At 43.2% G+C, this 20,515-nt stretch carries 18 protein-coding genes; 8 read left to right on the forward strand and 10 right to left on the reverse strand.

Annotated elements, in window-relative coordinates; all coding sequences use genetic code 11:
- Window positions 1–27 precede the first annotated feature (27 nt).
- Complete coding sequence (locus tag SFU91_13710; protein MDX2130085.1) at window positions 28–438, forward strand: DUF2721 domain-containing protein; 411 nt, start codon at window positions 28–30, stop codon at window positions 436–438.
- A 62-nt stretch (window positions 439–500) separates the two neighbouring features.
- On the opposite strand, the gene SFU91_13715 is transcribed toward SFU91_13710, so the two are convergent.
- The 4 genes from SFU91_13715 to SFU91_13730 form a co-directional block, all read right to left on the reverse strand.
- The gene (locus SFU91_13715) at window positions 501–1,406 is read right to left on the reverse strand and encodes a TonB family protein (protein ID MDX2130086.1); all 906 of its coding nucleotides are present in this window, start codon (window positions 1,404–1,406) and stop codon (window positions 501–503) included.
- Between the two features lie 211 nt (window positions 1,407–1,617).
- Window positions 1,618–3,498: a magnesium chelatase ATPase subunit D gene (gene bchD, locus SFU91_13720; GenBank protein ID MDX2130087.1), complete on the reverse strand. Its 1,881-nt coding sequence runs from the start codon at window positions 3,496–3,498 to the stop codon at window positions 1,618–1,620.
- 118 nt (window positions 3,499–3,616) lie between these two features.
- Entirely contained in the window at window positions 3,617–4,894 is a 1,278-nt protein-coding gene (locus SFU91_13725; GenBank protein MDX2130088.1) for a glycosyltransferase family 87 protein, read from the reverse strand.
- A 47-nt stretch (window positions 4,895–4,941) separates the two neighbouring features.
- Entirely contained in the window at window positions 4,942–6,162 is a 1,221-nt protein-coding gene (locus SFU91_13730) for a hypothetical protein (GenBank protein ID MDX2130089.1), read from the reverse strand.
- Window positions 6,163–6,463: 301 nt separating this feature from the next.
- Here SFU91_13730 and SFU91_13735 point away from each other — a divergent pair, with 301 nt between their 5' ends.
- The 5 genes from SFU91_13735 (at window position 6,464) to SFU91_13755 (ending at window position 13,356) form a co-directional block, all read left to right on the forward strand.
- Entirely contained in the window at window positions 6,464–7,885 is a 1,422-nt protein-coding gene (locus SFU91_13735) for an FAD-dependent oxidoreductase (protein ID MDX2130090.1), read from the forward strand.
- A gap of 279 nt (window positions 7,886–8,164) precedes the next feature.
- Window positions 8,165–9,037, forward strand: coding sequence for a pirin family protein (locus tag SFU91_13740; protein ID MDX2130091.1), 873 nt, complete (start codon window positions 8,165–8,167; stop codon window positions 9,035–9,037).
- Window positions 9,038–9,067: 30 nt separating this feature from the next.
- Complete coding sequence (locus SFU91_13745; protein MDX2130092.1) at window positions 9,068–10,630, forward strand: hypothetical protein; 1,563 nt, start codon at window positions 9,068–9,070, stop codon at window positions 10,628–10,630.
- A gap of 1 nt (window position 10,631) precedes the next feature.
- Complete coding sequence (argC, locus tag SFU91_13750) at window positions 10,632–11,645, forward strand: N-acetyl-gamma-glutamyl-phosphate reductase (GenBank protein MDX2130093.1); 1,014 nt, start codon at window positions 10,632–10,634, stop codon at window positions 11,643–11,645.
- 157 nt (window positions 11,646–11,802) lie between these two features.
- Window positions 11,803–13,356 carry a hypothetical protein gene (locus SFU91_13755; GenBank protein MDX2130094.1) on the forward strand — a complete coding sequence of 518 codons (1,554 nt, stop codon included), beginning with the start codon at window positions 11,803–11,805 and terminating at the stop codon, window positions 13,354–13,356.
- 196 nt (window positions 13,357–13,552) lie between these two features.
- On the opposite strand, the gene SFU91_13760 is transcribed toward SFU91_13755, so the two are convergent.
- Together SFU91_13760 and SFU91_13765 are read right to left on the reverse strand one after the other, a co-directional pair.
- Window positions 13,553–14,560: an energy transducer TonB gene (locus tag SFU91_13760; protein MDX2130095.1), complete on the reverse strand. Its 1,008-nt coding sequence runs from the start codon at window positions 14,558–14,560 to the stop codon at window positions 13,553–13,555.
- 226 nt (window positions 14,561–14,786) lie between these two features.
- Complete coding sequence (locus SFU91_13765; protein ID MDX2130096.1) at window positions 14,787–15,005, reverse strand: hypothetical protein; 219 nt, start codon at window positions 15,003–15,005, stop codon at window positions 14,787–14,789.
- A gap of 479 nt (window positions 15,006–15,484) precedes the next feature.
- Here SFU91_13765 and SFU91_13770 point away from each other — a divergent pair, with 479 nt between their 5' ends.
- Both SFU91_13770 and SFU91_13775 read left to right on the forward strand, forming a co-directional pair.
- Entirely contained in the window at window positions 15,485–16,093 is a 609-nt protein-coding gene (locus tag SFU91_13770; protein MDX2130097.1) for an inorganic diphosphatase, read from the forward strand.
- 18 nt (window positions 16,094–16,111) lie between these two features.
- Window positions 16,112–16,567 carry a hypothetical protein gene (locus tag SFU91_13775; protein MDX2130098.1) on the forward strand — a complete coding sequence of 152 codons (456 nt, stop codon included), beginning with the start codon at window positions 16,112–16,114 and terminating at the stop codon, window positions 16,565–16,567.
- A gap of 48 nt (window positions 16,568–16,615) precedes the next feature.
- Here the strand turns inward: SFU91_13775 and SFU91_13780 are convergent, their stop codons facing one another.
- The 4 genes from SFU91_13780 to SFU91_13795 form a co-directional block, all read right to left on the reverse strand.
- The gene (locus SFU91_13780) at window positions 16,616–17,680 is read right to left on the reverse strand and encodes a tetratricopeptide repeat protein (protein ID MDX2130099.1); all 1,065 of its coding nucleotides are present in this window, start codon (window positions 17,678–17,680) and stop codon (window positions 16,616–16,618) included.
- Window positions 17,677–18,780, reverse strand: coding sequence for an MlaD family protein (locus SFU91_13785; GenBank protein MDX2130100.1), 1,104 nt, complete (start codon window positions 18,778–18,780; stop codon window positions 17,677–17,679). Before SFU91_13785 ends, SFU91_13780 begins: the two co-directional genes overlap by 4 nt.
- 128 nt (window positions 18,781–18,908) lie before the next feature.
- Window positions 18,909–19,646, reverse strand: a complete 738-nt coding sequence (locus tag SFU91_13790) for an ATP-binding cassette domain-containing protein (protein MDX2130101.1) — start codon at window positions 19,644–19,646, stop codon at window positions 18,909–18,911.
- Between the two features lie 20 nt (window positions 19,647–19,666).
- Window positions 19,667–20,464, reverse strand: a complete 798-nt coding sequence (locus tag SFU91_13795; protein MDX2130102.1) for an ABC transporter permease — start codon at window positions 20,462–20,464, stop codon at window positions 19,667–19,669.
- Window positions 20,465–20,515: the final 51 nt, after the last annotated feature.

Here is a 20,515-nt window from a genome sequence, read left to right on the forward strand (position 1 = left end):
ATTAAATCATTTCAATACAATTTTTCTATGGAGTCACTTATCAACGCGCAACCCTTTACTTATGCCACTCCCGCCTTGCTGTTCCCGGCACTTTCGCTCTTAATGCTTGCATACACCAACCGATTTCTCGCCTTAGCCGCATTGATTCGCAATCTGAAAGCCGCGTATCACGATAAGCCCAATGATGCGTTAAGACTTCAAATTATTAACCTAAGAAAACGCACTGAATTAATTAAGAACATGCAAGCCTTTGGTTCTCTTTCGATTTTCTTTTGCACGCTTTCGATTTCTGCGCTTTTTTTTCAAAATGCCTTAATTTCAAAAATCCTTTTCTCCATTAGCCTGCTTTTCATGCTGATTTCACTTGCACTTTCACTTCGAGAAATCTTGATTTCAACCGAAGCGCTTCGTTTAGCGCTTGATGAATGTGAAGAATAAAAAAAGCCGCGAAATGCGGCTTGATGAACCTATTTATCCAACGAAGTGACCTTCATTTGACATCAATTTGATTTGAAGTTAAATGGAATCACAAGCGTAGCAGGCATATCCTTTCCCCCTGCTTTTGCGGGCGTAAACTTTGTTTCTTCTGTCAACACTCGAAATACTTCATTGTCAAGCACCGGATTCAAGGCTTTCAGAAAATCAACTTTGATCACTGAACCGGTTTTATCAATAAAGACCCGAGCAACCACTTTCCCCTCAAGCCTTTGCTGACGCGCCATATCGGGATATTTGATTTTTGAATAAATGGCACTGATACCGCCCACAATATCAGCTTGCTCATCAATGGTGGCTTCGATTTCTAAATCATCGGCGGCCAAGTTTTCTTGGGTTAGGCGTTCGAGTTCTTCATCTTCTTTATTCTGTACCTGTTTTTCAGGTTGGGCTACTTTTGGAATCGATGGTGCTACTGCTGCTTGTTTTGGCGTTGTCGGCGAATTTGACGCTACTTGTTTAGATTCGCTTGCTTTTGTTTCTGAGGGTTTCGGTTTTGCACTTACTGATGGCGTTTGTTTAACTTCAGCAACCTGAGTTTCTGTGTTTGCGCCTAATCTAAAATCCGCTCTAGTGGTTGCTCCCGAATTCACAGATACTTCAATGTTTTCCTTAGCGGGCAAGCCTCGTTTGAAAACACGCATTTTATAACTCCCTTCCGGTAAACTGAGAAAGGTATAATATCCTTGCGCGTTTGTAATAGCCGCTTGTGTTGCTGTACCGTTTATATAAAGGGTTGCTCCTGCGAGAGGGACACCGCCTTCGTCAATCACTCTCCCCATTAATCGTCCTTGATTCTGTGCAATCGTCTGAGAAACACACAAAACCGAATGAAAAATTAAAAATGCGGAAAACCCAAATAAAATTCTTAAAGGATACTCTCCCCAAAATTTAACGGATAGTCTTCTCATAGCACCTCAAATGTTTTAATACTCATTAATTGGAAAAGTGCTTATTTGGAAAAAGTAAAACGACACGTACTAAAAGAAGAAGGATTTTCCTCTTTTCACACAAGTGTTTCGCTTTTTCTCAAATCGTTTATGTTAATAAACTGTTATGAATATAGAGAGTAAACGGAAAAAAGCAACTCTTAAACTTGATTTTTTCTTGATTTAAATCACATCAGCTTAGTGCTACGTTAGCAATTTGCTCGGCTTTGGCATTGGGTAGATAGACATACTTGCCGTTCAAAAACTTTGCAAGCGTTGCTGCTTCACCGCGTGAGAGATAATTGGCTTGGGTATCGATGACCACCGCCCCGATTCGCTCCGAAGCAATAAGAGCTGAAACGCTTTGTATTTCTTTTTTTAACGCTTCCTTTTTAAACGCTTCACTCTCCGATTGCGGTTCGAGAGGAGTCATTCCCACATTCCCACGCCCATCGGTAATAAGAACCAATGTCGTTTGAGTTATTCCCCGACCTTGTGCTTGCTTTGCCACGGTATAACCGTTGTAAAGTGCCGAGGCAAGGGGCGTTCCACCGCCTGTGGGCAAGGTGTCTAATTCTCTTTTTGCCCGCTCCACACTTTGCGATGGCGGGAGAAGCATTTCCGCCGCTTTCCCGCGAAAGGCGATGAGCGCCACTTGATCGCGGTGGATGTAGGCATTTTGAAGCAAATGCGCGACGGCGCCTTTGGCCTGACGCATACGGTTTAGCGCCATCGAGCCTGAAGCATCCACAATAAAAATGAAGAGTGTTCCGGCTTTGTCTCTGAATTTTTTGATTCGGATATCATCTTTTGCCACAAACAATCGTCCTTGAATCTTTGCCGTGCGAACGTTCTTCTTCATTGCTGCGGCACTTCGTCGGCTTTTCTGAAAAGGCATCGCGGCAATCAACGTGGGTACCAAGGCCAATTTCCCATTGCCCAATTCGCCTTGCTCGGAGCGGACATACTTGCCTCGCTTGTTGTTCAGTGCAATTCCACGGCTGCCCGTTTTACCCCGCCGTTGCGCAATAAAAGGTAATGAAAGCACGTTTTCGGGAAGTTCGGTTTCTACAGCATCCATCAAAAGTTCTTGAATTTCTTCGGGCGATTGCGACGGCGGGGTTTCTTCATTTATATCATCCTCATTCGATTCATTTTCATTTGAATCGTTTTCCGATTGTTGTTGCTCTTCCCGCTGCTTTTCTTCGGGTGGGGTTTGGGTTTCTTCTGAAGGAATAACCGTTGCGCGTGGCATGAGCACCAATTTTGCCGCGAGTTTCAAATCTTCATCATCCACTTCCATTCGTGAAGCCAAGGCTGCCGAAGCCACCGCGGCTCTTACTGCAAAAACATCGGCACGATTTCCTTCAATTCCCAATGCCAAAGCCGTTTGCACCAACCCTTGAATTTGCTCATCTCGAATTCGAACGCCTGCCAAATCGGCTCTTGCTGAATCAATAACTGCAGAAAGCATTTTCAATTCATCCGCTAACTCTTCTTCCTCTGCACCTCCGCGAGCGTCTTCCAAGAGCACGGCGTCAAGAACCGCTTTGCGCGCTTCACCTGTTGAATCGGGCATAAATGGCACGATTAATCCAACACGATCCAAAAGCCCCATCCGCACCTCGCCTTCATCGGGGTTGAAGGTTCCAATAAGCGAAAACTTCGACTCATGCTTGTCACTCATTCCTTCACGCTCAATAACCACCGCACCGCGAGAGAGTGCATCAATCACATGAGCGGTAGTGCCGCTATCCATCAGGTTTAAGGCATCGACATACAAAACGCCTTCATTGGCTTTGGCCAAAAGTCCTTTTTCAATAATTTTTTTTCCGGTTTTTAGAGCGGCTTCTAGGTTAAAGCCGCCAAGAAGCCGGTCTTCTGTAACGCCCACCGGAAGTTCAATAAAAGGCGTGCCTTTTGGCAGAAGTTTTGAAAATGCACGCGCTAAAATCGATTTACCTGATCCTACTTTTGCCGGCAAAATTACACCGCCAAGCGCGGGGTCAACTGCAAGCAGCAGCAACGCTTTTTTGGCCAGTTCCAGACCAACCACTTCATGAAATGCCAGCATTGTTCTCCCTTTTCAATTCTAATTGTAATGCTTCTGTTGAATTCTCATTCAAAAATCTCTTCACAAAATTACGCAATTTCTTTACGCTCATTCGGTGCGGTGAAGTCATTGCGTTCTATTATGTATTTGCTTCTGATGTCAATTTTAAGAGCGTTTTATACCGCGCCCATTCAATAAATACCCACCCAATCAAGCACGGCACAACTTTCAAATTATTTTCTTTCCAAAAAACCCGTAAAGGTTCGGGAAATAAATCCGTTGAAGACAGTGTACTCATTATAAAGGTGCCCCATATCAGTATTTTTTTAAGCGAATCATGAACACCCATTTTGCTCCAAAGTGCATAGAGGTAGATGCCTGCAAGCGCAATCACAAAAGTTGGCGATTCCGCCTTGTGGTTAAAGATGACAACCCATACCAAAACTGAAGCGATTGAAAGCAATTGAAACTCACGAAGCCACTCGCCATTTTTTTCAACCAATGTATTTTCACTCTTTTCATTATCCTTCCCTTGCTGAGTTTCTTTTTGCAGGACAAAAAGCAAATAAATAAATGGAATGACGAGAATCAATGCCGCAATGGCTTGAACAACCGTGTTGTTCAATTCGAATCCGAACGCGGTTTTCATCAACCCAATGAATGAAATGCCGCTGCTTTCTTGATTATCCCATCTGAGTAAATTCAGCCAACTTGCATATTGGGTTAAGAGCGACTCCCACGGCAAGATGACGAGAGGCAAAAGAAACAAACCCACAAAAAAGATTATACCCGTTATCACGGCTCCTCCCAATCGCCGCGAAAGAATCGCTATAACGCCCATTGCAGCGGCAAAAGGCTTTATGAATGCTGCAAGAACAAGTATTCCCGTCCCGGAAATAAAGCCAGGACTCGCCGCTTGCTTTTCCCTCGTAAGCCCAATTTCAAAACCGCCCCATATCATCATTCCTAAAAGAATTCCATTGCTCTGCATGTTTTGAACCGAAGTCAAAAGTTCTAAAAAGAGAACAAGCATCAAGAGAGACCTTTTCTTTGTTTCAATATCATAGTCGTTTCCGAGACGGTGCAACGCCCAAAGTGGCAACGCTGCATTGAGCGCTCCCCAAAGCGATGCGCCCAGTGCTACGGGCAACAGTGAAAAGGGGGCCATCAAGAGTGCGAAGAGCGGGGAGTATTTGTAATAATCAAAGTGATCTTCGGGATGAAGGAGATAAAGGTCTTTCCCCGCCAATAAATGTTCAAATGATGTTTTAAAGATGAGGTAGTTATTGATATCTCCCAACATTACTTTTTGAGCGGCGGCAAGCGTACAGAGTAATACCATTGCAATGATGAGCCACTGCGGGAACAGGAGTAACTGCAATGCTTTTGCTTTGAACGAAGATTTCACTGCCGTCATTTTAGGGCTGCCTTCCACTTTGCACGCTGTGTATGAAGTAAATGCCTTTACTTAAATGCGTATGCACTTCTGGTATCAGCCGAATCGAATGAGACATCAACACTTCGACACAGGTTAAAAAATGCTTCTTGCGGTGAGCTTGCAGAAGCATTGATTTTTTGCAACACCAATTCTTTCCCAATCGGATAGGTCAGCATATAGGTACGATAATCCGCGTCGCGAAGCCGTGCAACGGTGCGGCGAAGCATCACCTCATCATTGGGGCTGAATTCAGCAAGATAATTCACCACAGCTTGATCAGTTGCATTCTCTTCGTGCATCAATAAAGCGGCGTTGATTACCGCCTTTCGACCAAGCTTTTCAATCGCTGCTAAAATCTTTCCATCTCTTTCCGTAAATGGGCGTTTATGAAGCAATTCATTTTCTTGCAACCACTGCGCCACCGCCTCATCGTTTCCAATGACAATCTCCGCGGCTGCTTCGGCTAAGCCTTCTGAAAGCAGGCTGCACGGCGCACCCAAAATGTTTAATGTAAACTCCACATAACCGCATTGGTTCACCAATTCTTGTTCACGAATGATTGCCTCGGTATGATGCCCGCAAAAGGCTTCGTGTGTGGTGGTATGCAGTACGCCCCAAATGGTTGTGGGAACATCGACATTCAATTCATAAAGCGAAGTGAAATTCCCTTTATACCAATGATAACCCGTCCACGGCTTATTCCGAACCAAACTTACGGAAATTGAATTTTCGGGAAGTGGAAAAAGACTATGACTTTTCTCTTTCATTTGTTCCATCGCCGCGTTGGTGAATTTCATCACTTCCTCACCACGAAGCTCAAATTTTCTTCGCCACGCGGTATATCGCTCTGTAAGTAGCCCGCTTCCTTCAAGCAGTGCATCCAATTCATCCATTGCCTCGTGAAGAGGCGCTTCCTCTTGCTTTGAAATTGTTTCTATTCCAAGCATCAATCTTGCTTCATCGCGATATGTTATATCGGCACCTAATTTTTTTTCGATAATGGTTTTTAAGGCGAGCGTTTGCTTATAGAGATAGCGTGCTCTTGGCTCTTGATTCGATTCAAGTTCGCCAAGAATAAACTCTGCACTTGAATGCAGTGCATTTAATGAAACAATCGGCTCCGACTCCACCTGCAGCTTAACTTCAGAAGCAAAGCCATAATGCGCGTCCACCACCCCGCGATGATGCCGCTCAAGCCGATGAGCAAGGAGAATATATTTTTTTACCAAAGGATCAAGCACTTTCATAAATCTATGTATTCATTTTTCTATTCAATGAAGATACTCTGTTTTTTTTTGCGAATATCATTCAATCTTCTATCGTTTCACATTACCGGAACGGCCAATTCGCCCATTCTTACAATCAATTTCACGGGTTACGCCAAAAGTCATATCAAACTCTCGCCGTAATTTGAATGGTGATTCGTTTTTTCGTGAAAATTCTCGAAACGTCTCCATCATTCACCTTGTTCTCTTTATGAACTTCCAATGCATCAAGGTTTTTTGGCATTTGTGACTTCTCTTTTTGTACTACTTAATTTTCATTTTTATGAGCGCATATACAACTCTCGAAGCCCCGCGTGTATCAACGGGCGGCGGCAAGTCTGTTTTGATTTTGGGTGGCGGATTGGCTGGTCTTTCTGCCGCTAAACGGTTAATTGATAAGGGTTTTCAAATCACTTTGGTTGAAAAACGCCCCATTTTTGGTGGCAAAGTCTCCTCTTGGAAAGATAAAGATGGCGATTGGGTTGAAACCGGATTGCACTGCTTTTTTGGAGCCTACAAAGAAATCTATGATTTGATGAAAGAAATCGGCACCTACGATGCCATTCTTTGGAAGAAACACGAATTAAATTATAAACTCTCACAAGGCGGTGGATTCACTTTCCGCACTTGGAATTTGCCTTCTCCACTTCACCTTACGCCTGCACTTTTCAAAAACGGATATTTCTCTGTGATGGAAATGCTCCGCTTCGCAAAAATATTAGGCCCAATTCTTTTTGGCGGCGAAAAGTACTACGAAAAGCAAGATGGCATGACCTACAAAGAATGGCACGAAAAGCGCGGCCTTTCTCAGCGAATGATCAAGAAAATGTTTTTGCCGATGGCGCTTGCACTTAAATTTTTACCTCCCGAAGAGCTTTCGGCGAATATTGTGTTAGCGGTTACGGGCGAGTTCCTTCGCCGCCCCGATGCCTCGATGATGGGCTTTTTGAAAGGTTCTCCGCAAGATTACCTCACCGGCCCACTGACCGATTACTTGAAAAAGAAAGGCGCAAAACTGTATTCCGAAAGTAAAGCCGTAGAAGTGAAGTTTGATGGCGAGCAAATTTCCGGCGTGCAAATGGCCAATGGCGAAACCCTCACCGCCGATTTTTATATCACCGCCCTTCCGGTGCACAACCTGAAAACAGTATTGCCCGAAAGTTTAAAGAACAAGCATCAATTTTTCCGAAATATTGATGCCTTTGAAGGTGTTCCGGTTGTTACCGTTCAAGTTTGGTATGACAGGCAAATTACCGATGTGAATAACATTCTCTTTTCACCCGATGGCGTGATTCCCTTTTATGCCGATATGGCACAAACCACGCCCGAATATGCCACGCTATCGGGAGTTTCGCATCAGGGCAAAACGCGGTTTCAATTTGGCGTTGCGCCGGCTAAGCATGTGATTGGGCTTTCAGACGAAGAGATTTTGGCAAGAGTTGATTCAAGCGTGAAGGATATTTTCCCGGTTTCGGCAAAAGACGCGAAAATTTTGAAGCATACCATCGTCCGTGTGCCGCAATCAGTGTATGCGCCTTACCCGGGTCTTGAAGCTAACAGACCGACACAAAAAACGCCGGTAAAGAATCTCTTTATGGCAGGTGGTTATACAAAAAATCGCTTTTATGATTCTATGGAAGGTGCAGTGTCAACCGGAAACAGTGCCGCGCGTGCATTATTAGAATCCGTTGGAATACCTGCTTAATTTATTCCATACATTTAATTTCAAGACCGCAAAGTTCTTTTAGGTGAATTTTGCGGTTTCTTCTTTACCACACTGTTTTAGTTCCCAATAATTTTTCCACAACCATCAACGGCGCATTCCCGCAGAAGGCGTACGAAGAAAATTGCAGGACCTCGGGGTCTAAGGCATCCGCACGGCCAAAACCACCTATGATTTATGTTTATCTTATTCTCGAAACAAACTATCTTCTATTCTTGTAGAAGTGTGTTAAAACACATATCTAACAAATAACCTTGAATTATGTCGATTACTCAAGTTTCTTCGCCAATCAAATCCGTTCTCCCCGTACTCACCGTCTCTGAAGGGGAAGGGTTTTTGGTCAACCGCGCATTCCCGCGACGAGGGTTAATGGCACTCGACCCATTTCTTCTTTTCGATGAACTTCCCCCAAATCATCTCAAGCCCGGCGAAGCCAAAGGCACGCCGCCTCATCCACATAAAGGATTCGAGATTCTGACCTACATCCTTCAAGGTGAAGTCAATCACGAAGATTCTTTGGGTAATAAAGCCACACTCCGTGCAGGCGATGTTCAATGGATGACCGCCGGAAAAGGAATTGTTCACAAAGAGCAGCCATCCGAATCACTCAAAAAAAATGGCGGTGTATGGCACGGATTTCAAATTTGGATTAATCTGCCTGCTGCGAAAAAGAATATCACACCCGGCTATCAAGAAATCCGCAGCGAAGAAATTCCGGTTCATCGCGGCGAGGGATTCTCGGTCAAAGTTCTGGTTGGAACGGCCTTTGGTACAGTTTCACCGATTCACCCGAATACACCTGTAGAATACCATCATTATACCCTTTTTGCCGGAAGCACCGTCACGATTCCGTTACACGCCACGCATAAAGCGTTCATTTATCTATTGAAAGGCTCTGTGAGCATCGGAAAAGAACACTACGAGCGAGGCGTAATGCCGGTATTCAATCCCGAAGCCAAAACCGTAATGATTTCAAACACTTCCACTGCACCCACAGAATTCATTTTCCTTTCGGGTCAGCCGCTCGATGAGCCAATTGCGCGCTACGGCCCGTTTGTGATGAATACCGAAGCGGAACTTGAAGCTGCGTTTTATGAATACCAGCGCGGTGAAATGGGGCAATTATCCGAGTAGCTTCAACCTTACTTTTCTACATTCATTAAAGTGGCGCTTTCAGGGCGCCATTTTTTATTACTTACTTTTGCTCCAGACTTACCAATTCAACTTCCACTACATTTTTCCATCGCATCTTTCCAACTCATTCTTCCTTCAATTCCCAATCATTTCCTTACATTTCAACTTCTATTCACTCAATGCTTAGTCATTTTTTCAGCCGTCGCATCAATGCTTAAAAAAGTTAACGATACCTATAACACCCTCATTTCTAAACTGCCGCAAAGTGAAGTGCTTGCGTTGCATAACGAGATCGAAACCCGCTCGCACGAGATGAAACTTACCTTTGGTGGAAGGCCGCTGACATCCGTTCTGCGCCCAAAATTCATCACGCGCCGCCACTACGAAACAATCACCCAAGTTTGTTTTCATTTGGGCAATGCGATTCAGAAAATCAATGATCATCTCATTGGAGGTGGCGTACTGGCAAAGGAAGTGCGGCTCACCGATGATGAGCGCTCGCTGGTGGAAATCGACCCAAAATATTCGTCACCCGTAGTAACCGCTCGGTGGGATACGTTTTTCGGTGAAGTGAACGGCAAGGAATCATTCAAGTTTGTAGAGTTGAATGCCGAAACGCCCGCGGCTATTGCCTATAGCGATGTCGGCTCCGAACTATTTCTTTCGCTTTCGCCAATGAAATCGCTCGCAAAAGAGTATCGAATAACACCATTTGAAACACGGCCAATGCTGATGAAAGCGTTGCTTTCGCATTATGAAGAGTGGCATATCAAAGTGAAAAATAGAGTGGTGAAGTCGAAGCCGAATATCGCGATTGTTGATTGGGATGGCGTACCAACCTACACCGAGTTCGAGCTTTTTTCGGAGTATTTTCAATCGCAAGGCTGTAACACCATCATTTGCACCCCACAGGAATTGGAGTATAAAAACGGCGTGCTATCGCACCGCAACTTCACGATTGACCTTATTTATAAGCGCGTGATTGTGAGTGAATTTTTAAGCAGGAAGGAAGAATGCAAAGCCCTGTTCGATGCATATCGCAATCATCATGTTTGTATGATTAACGCATTTCGAATCAAGTACTTCCATAAAAAGGCGATCTTCGCCGTGCTCACAAGCGAGCGATTTCAACGTCTTTTCAGTGCTGATGAACGCGCAGCAATCGCGGCTCATATCCCGTGGACGCGGGTTTTTGAAGAAGCATTTACAGAATTTGATGGAAAGAAAATCGACCTTCCCGAATTCGCGCGAACGCATAAAGATCTCTTTGTCTTAAAGCCTAATGACGAATACGGCGGAAAGGGCGTGGTACTTGGTTTTGAAAGCAGCGAATCGGAATGGGAAAAGCATTTAGAATCGGCCTTGCGCACCGAAGCGGCTTGGGTTCTTCAGCACAAAGTGCCGGTGCCAAAAGAAAGTTTTCCGCATATCGAAAACGGAACGCTTCATTTCGATGATTACATCGTCGATTTTGATCCGTTTGTTTTTGGCAACCAAACTGGCGGAATGCTCTCTCGCCTTTCGCGCACATCACTCGCGAATGTCACTTCCGGCGCAGGCTCGGTTCCAACCTTTTTATTAGAAGAAAATTAAGATGAAACAGGTTTCAATTCTTGGGGCTTCAGGGTATTCGGGTGCGGAGTTGGTGCGCATCATTTTGCGACATCCGCATCTTCAAATAGATAAACTCTTCGCCAATTCAATGGCAGGTACATTGTTTTCTGACACCTTTCCCGAGTTTCGGAAACGCGCGGATGTGGTGATGGAAAAGTACGCGCCCGAACTCACCATTCAGTCTGATATCATTTTCCTTGCCCTTCCTTCCGGCGAGGCAATGAAACTTGCTCCTGCAATGCTTGAGGGAGGTAAAGTGGTGATTGACCTCGGCGGCGACTTCCGCTTGAAATCCACAGCCGAATACGAACGCTACTACAAACACACGCACTCTTCACCGGAACTCTTGAGTGCTGCGCATTATTCACTTGCCGATTTGCCTGAAAATGAAATTCAATCGGCCACGCTGATTGCCAATCCCGGCTGCTACCCCACATCGGCACTGTTGCCTTTGATTCCGCTGCTTCGTGAAATGCTCATTTCACCACAAGGCATTGTGATTAATTCACTTTCGGGCGTGAGTGGAGCAGGCAGAAAGGCCGATTTATCGCTCTCGTTTTGCGAAGTGAATGAAAGCGTGAAGGCGTATAAAGCGGGCGAGCATCAACACATTCCGGAGATACGCCAAGCTTTGGAGAAAGCAGCTGGCGCTGCGGTGTCGTTTTCATTTATTCCGCATTTAATCCCTATCACCCGTGGGATTTACACCACGATTCACGCGAACCTTGCGAGCGATGTTACTGAAGAAAAGATCCACACAGCGTTGAATTTGGCGTACACGGCTTCGCCGTTTGTTCATCTCACCAAGCAATTGCCTGAAATTCGTGCAGTGCAGCACACCAATCGGTGTGACATTTCCTTCAGACTTTTACCCGAAACGAGGCAAGTGGTTCTCTTTTCCACGATCGATAACTTAGTGAAGGGCGCTGCCGGCCAAGCCATACAGAACCTGAATCTACGGATGGGGTGGGATGCGGCGCTTGGGTTGATGTAATTATCTTGCTTAAATTTTTTTCTTTTATGGCGTGATAAAGAATTGTAAATTTAAATATTGATGTTTATGAATTGTACTGATTGAGACCCTTTCTCGAATAGATGAAACGTTTGAATTGGCCTCAATTTCCGTTCACTCTTTCACATTGGAGGATTGTATGAAACGAAATGCTTCATTCATTTTACTTTCCCTAATTATAGTTCTCTTTTTTTCAAGCTGCGGGGAAGATGGAATTGATTATCCAATAACTCCCCGAACGCTCCAACCAACTGAAGAAAACATTACTGTTGATGAAATTTTAACCCGCGGGTTTGAAGCGTTATTCGAACCACACGGTTTCTACTATTCCACAAATGCAACAATGGAAATTGTTGCTGACCATATTCATACTGCATTAAGTCAAAATGACTGGGTTTATATGAAGTTTGGCACACAAAATGGGCCTAGACCTCATCTACGTAACAATCTTGATAATCTTCTTCCACACTTTCAATTTCCTTTTACGAAATGGCACCAATGTATTTTGGCATCGAATCGCGTTTTAAGTCGATTGGATGATAAAGACACATTTCAAGGAAGTGAGCGGCAATACCAAATTTATCTTGCCGCAGCGCATTTTGTCAAAGGGATGGCTTATGGCTATTTAGCCAATACATTTGATAAATCATTAATACTTAGCCGTGACACGATCATTTTGAGAGACATCCCATTTTCAACCTATCGTGAGGTCATTAAACACGCTTCTGCGCATTTCGATACTGTAATTTCCATTTGCAAATCCTCCCGTTTTACTTTGCCCAACGGGTATTTACCGACCGTTGGAGGAGCATATTCCAGCGAAAGACTTCAGCGATTAGCCTATACCTATAAAGCCAATTTTATCGTTCAAAACGCGCGTAGTTTTCAGGAGAATGTTGCCACAAACTGGCGACAAATTCTAGAATACACAGAAAACGGACTTCGGAATGGAGAAGATTTTTCGATTATTATAGATGGGGTAAAATTTGATAATAGTATTCAGGTTATCTCTGGGTTGGATTGGTATTGGAGAGTGGATCATCGAATTTTAAGGTACTTTGATCCTAACTACCCAAAACGAAGATCGAATCGAAAGGGAATCAATCCAAGACAGATAACCAATTCAATTGATGAGCGTTTACATCTTTATTTTCAATATGACCCTTGGGTTCCAGATTTACGTGATTTTGATTTGTGGAGTTATTACAATTACTATCGTTACAACGCACTTTTTGATCTACCATATCCTCAAAATTGCGTATTTCTTTATGCAGAAACGAATCGTCTCTTAAAAATTGAGGCACTCGCGATGACCGGACAGATTTCAGAATCAGCTCAGCTTTTGAATGACCCGCAAAGCCGAAGGAAATCACTTGGCAAAGTCTCAGATGTTTCCCCATCAATTTCTATTGATAAGCTACTTGATGAAATATTGAAGGAGCGCGATTTAGAGTTAATGTTTACGGATTATGGTCTGCACTTTAAGGATATGCGGCGTTTAGGTAAACTTCAAGTCGGTACTTTTATTCATTTTCCCGTCCCACATCTTGATCTTATTGCACGCGACCTTGTTTCTTACACTTATGGTGGGCAAACATATTTGAATGACATTCAAACATCCGGCACTCAGCTCGATTCGAGTCGCTCTTGGATTAAGCCAAGTGAAGTCCTTTTTTATTCAAGACTTCAATAACATCTATAATTCATCCAAGAAATTGCAACCCTTTTATCTACACTAGCCGCTCTTGGCTTAGGCCAAGTGAAATTCGATAATTCGTACAAAAGCAAAACGCACCTTCTCGGTGCATTTTGCTTTGAGGGGCACTTCACGCCCACTTGGGGGCAGGCGGGAAGGCAGACGGTGTAGGTTAATTTCAAGTCCTTATTTATCATTCATCTGCAGAAAAATTGTATGGTATCTCCACACGCTGAATAATTTCTCCTTTGATTGCTCCGAACTTTGTTCTTCGCAACACTTGCATCATTCCGTTTTCTAAAATTGAATTACGAATCGCTGATTTAAGAATCCGTGCATTACGAACCGTGCCATCAGGCTGAATGAAAATTTCAGCTACCACAAGTCCTTTAATTTCGGTCTGCTGTCCGCGGGCGACTCGGTAAACATCTTCCAGCGCCGGAGTAAGCGAACGAACCACTGCTTCAATTTCTTCAGATTTACGCCCTTCACCCGAAACCTTCATATTTTTGAAACTCATCTCAATTTTAAGTGCCATCTTTTTTCCTGTTCCTAATGAAAGGCTTCCGTTTCCGCTGAGACCTAAATCGCTTCGGCCTTCTCGCCCGATTCCTGCATTTGAACCGGTAGCAAATCCAAGCTCATTGCCTCCGCCTAATCCTTGCGCTGTAAATGAGCCGCCGGATGTATTCACCCGAAGCCCTGCACTGCCTGCGCCGGAAAGCAATGAACTTCCATCTTGGCCAACTGCTGTGGCGCTTGGCGTGGGTAAGCCGCCCATCACTTCTGCCATTGCTTGCTTCAGTTCTGTTGAAACCAAATTTCCAACTTGCCGCATTATGGCTTGCGATGCCGCTTGATTCACCGGAGATGCATCTGCAAGAACATCGGGTTCTACCGGGGAAACATTTGGAAGACTTTCCGTTTGCTGTCCGGCTTCTCTTTTTTCAACTGGCGGCGGTGGTGGTACGACATCAATTTCAGCGACAATTTCTTTGTATGCCCTTGTCTGCGACTCTTCAACAATTGGCTGATAAATCGTTTGAATCATATAGGCAATTAAGAAAGAAAAGACCGCGACAATTGTTAGCGCAAAAGCGTGCGTCATCCGACGCGAGTATTCGTCTCTCATCTTAAAAGCATGCGGTCTTGGGGCATACCATCTGTTTTCAAAACCGAGTGAAATAGCTGTGTTTCTCATGTTGGCTCCTGTATTTAATTTCAGTGATTAAGACTTCAAATTTCTTACACTGCAATTATGCGACACCGCGCGGCGGGAGTTGTCATGAGCTTGTCAAAGATTTGTCAAAGCGTGGAAATTTTGAGGAATCCTTTATCGAAAGGGAGTAAATAAAAACGCCGAGCATCAATACTCGGCGTTCTCAACAAGTCAAAATTAAAAGGCGAAAGCAACGCTTCACCCATCTTTATTTTTTATATACAATCTTTCGAATCGTATCAAATTGTAAGTAAGGATATTCGCGTTGAACATCTTCAATGGCTTCCGCAGCTGATTTATTTGTACGGGAAGTATTAAAGATTTGGCGGATATGATAATCGCGAAGCTGCTTTTCGTCGATTAAACGATGGGCACGAAGTTGAACGAAAGTTTCGTCCGAAATGAGTTGTCGAATTGGATTACGCATTGCTGTCTCCTTTGAGTTGAATTAAAAAAATGGCGATTGCCGGAAAAATGTATCTAAGAGCGTAGCGTGTGCGTCGATAAATTCGATATTAAGTTGTTAAAATAACTGACTATCAAGAGTTAGACTCTTGACCCCTCAATCGGTTTAATTCCAAATGATTTGGGCGTTGGTAATAAATGGTACGAAAAATAACTTCTAAAAGTTTTTCCACCAAATCGTTGTTGTGCGTTTTAACACAAAATCTATTATTTCATCTGTCTATTGATGGGCGGAAAAAAATCCCTACATTTGCAGTTCGTTTCACTTTAGCACTAAAATCAATTGAAAAATATTATCGAACATGAATAAGAAAGTTCAGAATGCTTGGAAAAAGCACCGGAAGAAAATTCAGAAAATGAAGGCAGAGCGTAAAGAGTCAATGAAGAAAGCCAAGTCTGCAAAGAAATCTTAATTCAATATCACTTCTACACTCGAAGCACATGATTAATTATAAAACACTCCCTGTTGGCGACAAGGCCCCTAAAGAGGTTCATGCGATTATTGAAGTTCCCAAAGGGGAGCGGAATAAGTATGAATATGACCCCAAGTTAGGCGTTTTCAAACTCGATCGTGTATTGTATTCCTCAACACATTATCCCACATCATATGGATTCATTCCAAGTACGCTTGCTGAAGATGGCGATCCGCTTGATGTATTGGTTATGACGCACGGCGCAACCTTCACGGGGTGTGTCATTGATGTACGCCCAATCGGGTTGCTTAAAATGCGAGACGATAAAGGACTTGATGATAAAATATTAAGTGTTCCGGTTAACGACCCGATTTACAAAAACATTCGTCGCCTCTCTGATATCAGCCCACATCTTCCGACAGAAATTGAACACTTTTTTTCGGTGTATAAAGAATTGGAAGGTAAGCATGTCGAGAGCTTTGGATGGGAAGATTACTTTGTTGCGGAGCGAAAAATCACGGAGTCTGCTGCTCGCTTTTTAGCAGAAGAAAAGAACGGAAACGCGGTAAAGCCAGTTTCATCAAGCAACGGCAAATCACATTCGAAACCTTCGGCAAAAGCCGGTTCAAAGAAATAAGTTAATTCCTCTGGTGTTATGGCTTGGCGCGATTTTGACGAACTCTCACCTGATGAGCAAAGGCTTGTGCGAAGTAAAGCACGAGCCTTTATTTTTTTTGCGTCTATCCTCATGATGATATTCGGTTTCTCGAATGTCTATGAAGGCATCGCGTGGCTAATTAAAGACGATGAATTTATTTCAACCAATATTGCTTATCCCTCTAACCTTACACCAACCATTGTACTTTCTTTAATGCTTGGCGGTTTTGAAATGTTTTGCGCACTTGGAACAATCAGGCTGAGTTACACCGCTTGGCGGACAAGCTTTTTTGCAACACCTTTGCTTTTGGTGCAAGCATTGATCAGCACATTTGTTTTTCGAGGTTGGTTTTTAGGGTTCGGGTCTTATACGGCTCTTGCGTTAACCGCCTTGATTTTCATATTGCTTTACTTGGGAAGAACCGCTGTACTTTATAAAGAAGAAACCAATTAACTCTTTTTGAAAATTGAAATTCAACTCCATTTTTATAGCGGGTTTGAATTAGTTTGTACTCATCGTCGATATTGCGCCAAGTGTTTTCTCAATTTCACTTCTTATTTCAACGGACTTTATAAAAGAAAGCATCCCCGTAAGTCTTTCTTTAATAATTTCTCTTTCTTTTAAATTAAGCGATACCGCTTTAACACGAATATTTAGCGCTTTAGATTCTGCGCGTGCACCCAATTCCTGAAGCCCTATCGAATAATATATTTCGCTTGATCTTTCATAAAATCCTTCTGCATCTTTAGGCTTATTCAGGCTTTGAGCGGCTGCTCCCAATCCAAAGAGGTTATCGGCCAAGCCTCGGTAATTCGCACGCCTTGAATCTTCATCGCGCGCTTTTTCAAACCAAGAATAGGCTTCAATCCACCGACCAAGTTTGGAATCAGTATAACCTAAAACATACCCGACAAAACCAATAACCAAGGCATCTCCAATTTCAGCATCTTCCTTTAAGGCGATTAGTTTCTTGAAACCACTTTTTAATTCATCATACTCTGATTTCACAGATTCCGATGACGGATTTGGGTATTGCAATTTTGCCATTAAGCGATAGGAGATGAGTTGTGAATTGGTCTCAATTAAGTCTGAGCCGATTTCAACCCCATCAGTATAAACCAATACCGAGTCGAAATTTGAATTTTGAAATTCAATCTCTGTTTTTGCGAGTTTCCATTCGTTTATGCTTTCGGGGGAAAAGGTATCAATAATCGTTAAGCCTCGATCAAGCCAATAGTCGCGAAGGATAAGTGTATCCAATCGGTGATATGCTCTTGATAGGGCGAGAGAAGCGCGGATTTTCCCTTTGATGTAATCGGCGAGCGTAAAACTTTCATAGCTTCGCGCAAATTGAGCGGCTGCACTTTGAAAGTCACCTTTTCTCATTGCGTATTCGCCTCGTCTGAGATAGTCATTGCCGGTTGCGATATCGGGAGGTGGTGGGTTTTTGAGTGTTTCAGGTAAAGACGAACATCCTTGAAATGCAATGATTAGTAAACTAATAGCAAGAATCGATACGAAGTGGTGGTGAAGCCGTCGGGATAATTTTATGCGCCACTTTCTCATTGCTGCGGCTCCTTTGGCTCAAGATTATTCAATCGAATTTTTGCCCCTTGTTCTTCAGTTTTCGGCTCCGGCGGAATCCCTCCTTTTAAAAATGGATTATTACTCACGCCTTCCATTGTGCGTTGTGCTTGCCTCATTGTGGACTTGCCTTGATCAATTAGGTATGAAACATTTGGCGTTTGAGAATTGGCATAACGCAAAAGTTCATTTACTTCACGAAGCGTCACTTGAAGGTCTGTCATAATTGTAGCGAGCGGCTTAAAAATTTTATCCCCCTTTGGGTCGAGCGCGCGTACGGCAAGATTATCGGGGTTTTTATAGACGCGAATGAGCGAATCGGTAAGGAGCAGCGTGCCGTTTGTTATCGCAACGGTTTCTTGAAGCTGTTCTAAAAGATCAGCGCCACTATTGAGTGTTCTGAATATGGTTCCGTCTTGCGAGGTTGTTGGGCGGTTTAATTTCGAAATGGTCATATTGACATTTTCCAGAGCTATGCTTCCTGAATTTGCCATTGATTTCAATTGCTCGGAGGCTTCAGCGAGATTATAGATTGCACGGAAAATTGCACCGTCATCAGGGTTGTTATCTCTTGTCAGTGCATAACTGATTCGATTGATGTTATAAAGAATACTTGAGACCACGTCTCCGGCGACGATAACTTTCTTCTGTGCCTCCAATCGATCTCCCTCAAGCGTCCCTAATGAAGGAATAAACCCGCCTTCAGGCACAATTTCAAGCGAATTGATTCCTTGCAAAAATTCGATTGATGTGATCCCTGTAATTGGATTGCTGTTTTTATTGAGGGCTGAAAACTGAAGTATTTTATTTCGAAACTGCTCATAAACTTCAAGCTCCGCTTCAATAAAATTTTCGTCTGAAAGCCGGAATGATCGGATTTTACCGATCTCATAGCCCTTAAAGAAAATTGGGGTGCTGCTGCTTAGGCCGTTGGCATCGGCAAATTTGGTCTTAAAGACATATTTCGGGACAAAGAATTTTCGATTAAATGCCAAAAAGGTAATTGCCACAACAACAATCACCAAGGCACCGAGTACGAAGCCTCCGACAAAACGATCGGTGTACTTAAATTTTAATTTCACAATGATATTCGCTTGAATTCTTCAAATTTTTATTGCTTCCGTTCATAAAGAACAAACCCGAATGCACTCTTCAAAACGCTACTTTCACTAAAGTTTATTTCATTAATTTTCGAGTTTGAACAGTTTCTTTAACCGCCTAAATATCGCTTGACAATATCATGTGCAGGACCGCTTGAAAGCCCCACCAATTCTTGGGCTTCCCCAGTTTTAATGACTTTCCCGTCGTCAAGTAAAATTAACCAATCTGCCACATTAAAGATTGCCTCAGATGAACTCGACGCCGCGATGAGGGTTGTTCCCGCCAACTTCTGACGCATGATTTCTCGAAAAATTTTTTCTCGAATGCTGACATCGCAATTGGCAAATGGCTCATCCATAATAATGACTTTCGGGTCAATGACAATTGCCCGAATAAACCCAATCATTTTTGCTAAACGCCGAGGCAATTCAGCCGGTCTTTTTTCAAGAATATCCGGTAATTCAAAACGGTTCAATTCATGACGAATACGCTCTATTTTTTCTGCCCGAGATTTTTCTGGGAAATAGAGATTGAGGGGCAGTAGCAAATTCTCGAGCACACTAAGGTTTGAAATCAACCCGCCATTTTGGAACACAAACGATAAATTTCTACGGACATTTAAAACCTCCTCTTCTGTTCCTTCAAAAAGATTGACATCATCCAAAAAGACCGCGCCTTCATCAGGCACAAGAATACCACCCATCAGGTTGACAAGTTCTGTTTCGCTATCTCCATCTGCATCAATTATCAGCGTAAGATTTGCGTCAGGAATCGTAAAACTGATGTTATCTAAAAGGGGTTCATTCCCTTTATAAATCGTGACAGACTTTACCTCGATTCGTGGCACTATTTCCCGTTTCCAAAAAATTAAAAGAAAATGAGAATATCAATGATAACATCTAAGATAATCATCCAAGTCAGCGATTGCACCACCGCTTTAATGGTTCTTTGCGGTACTTCAGTCGATGCAAAGTTGACTTGTAACCCTTGATAACATGAAATCAGTGCAATCATCAAGCCAAAGCAAAGTGATTTGATAATTGATGCAATGATATCGGAAAACTTAATTTCAGCGGCAAGCCGTGAAAGGAACACCCCGATATCAACAGGATATACAACTGCAGATACCAACCACGCGCTAAGAATCCCAATCATATTGAAGTACACTGTAAGCGTGACAAGAGCGACAACAACGCCAATGGCACGAGGCACCACAAGATAGGAAATCGGAGATATGCCAATGGAAAGCAAGGCGTCGATTTCTCGATTAATTACCATATTTCCTAATTCGGTTGCGATGGCGGTTCCAGAACGGGCAATAATGATGATTCCTGTTATCAAACAGCTTAACTCGCGTACAATAACAGTCACAAGTAAAGTGTAAAGGAACGGGCTTTGACTAAACCCGGAAAGCATCGAATTCCCCTGAAGAATAATGATACCGCCAATGGCAAATGAAATTAGAGCGATTAATTTCAAAGCTTCATAGCCGGTGAAAAGAATTTGGCGCAGTAAAACAATAAAACCCACTTGCTTTTGATCATAAAAAACCAAAAACTGTCGAAAGACTTCACCCGAAAAAAGAATAAAATCCATAAAACGCCGTACAGACCCACGCGATCCTTCACCAAGTGCAATGCTTGCTTTAAGCAAAAATTCTTTCATGAAAAAAAATAGTTCGTTTTTACCGTGAGGAGTATCGCTTCGTTTTCACGA

It is taken from the genome of Chloroherpetonaceae bacterium, from assembly GCA_033763895.1.
In the GTDB taxonomy this organism is placed as follows: Bacteria; Bacteroidota; Chlorobiia; order Chlorobiales; family Thermochlorobacteraceae; genus JANRJQ01.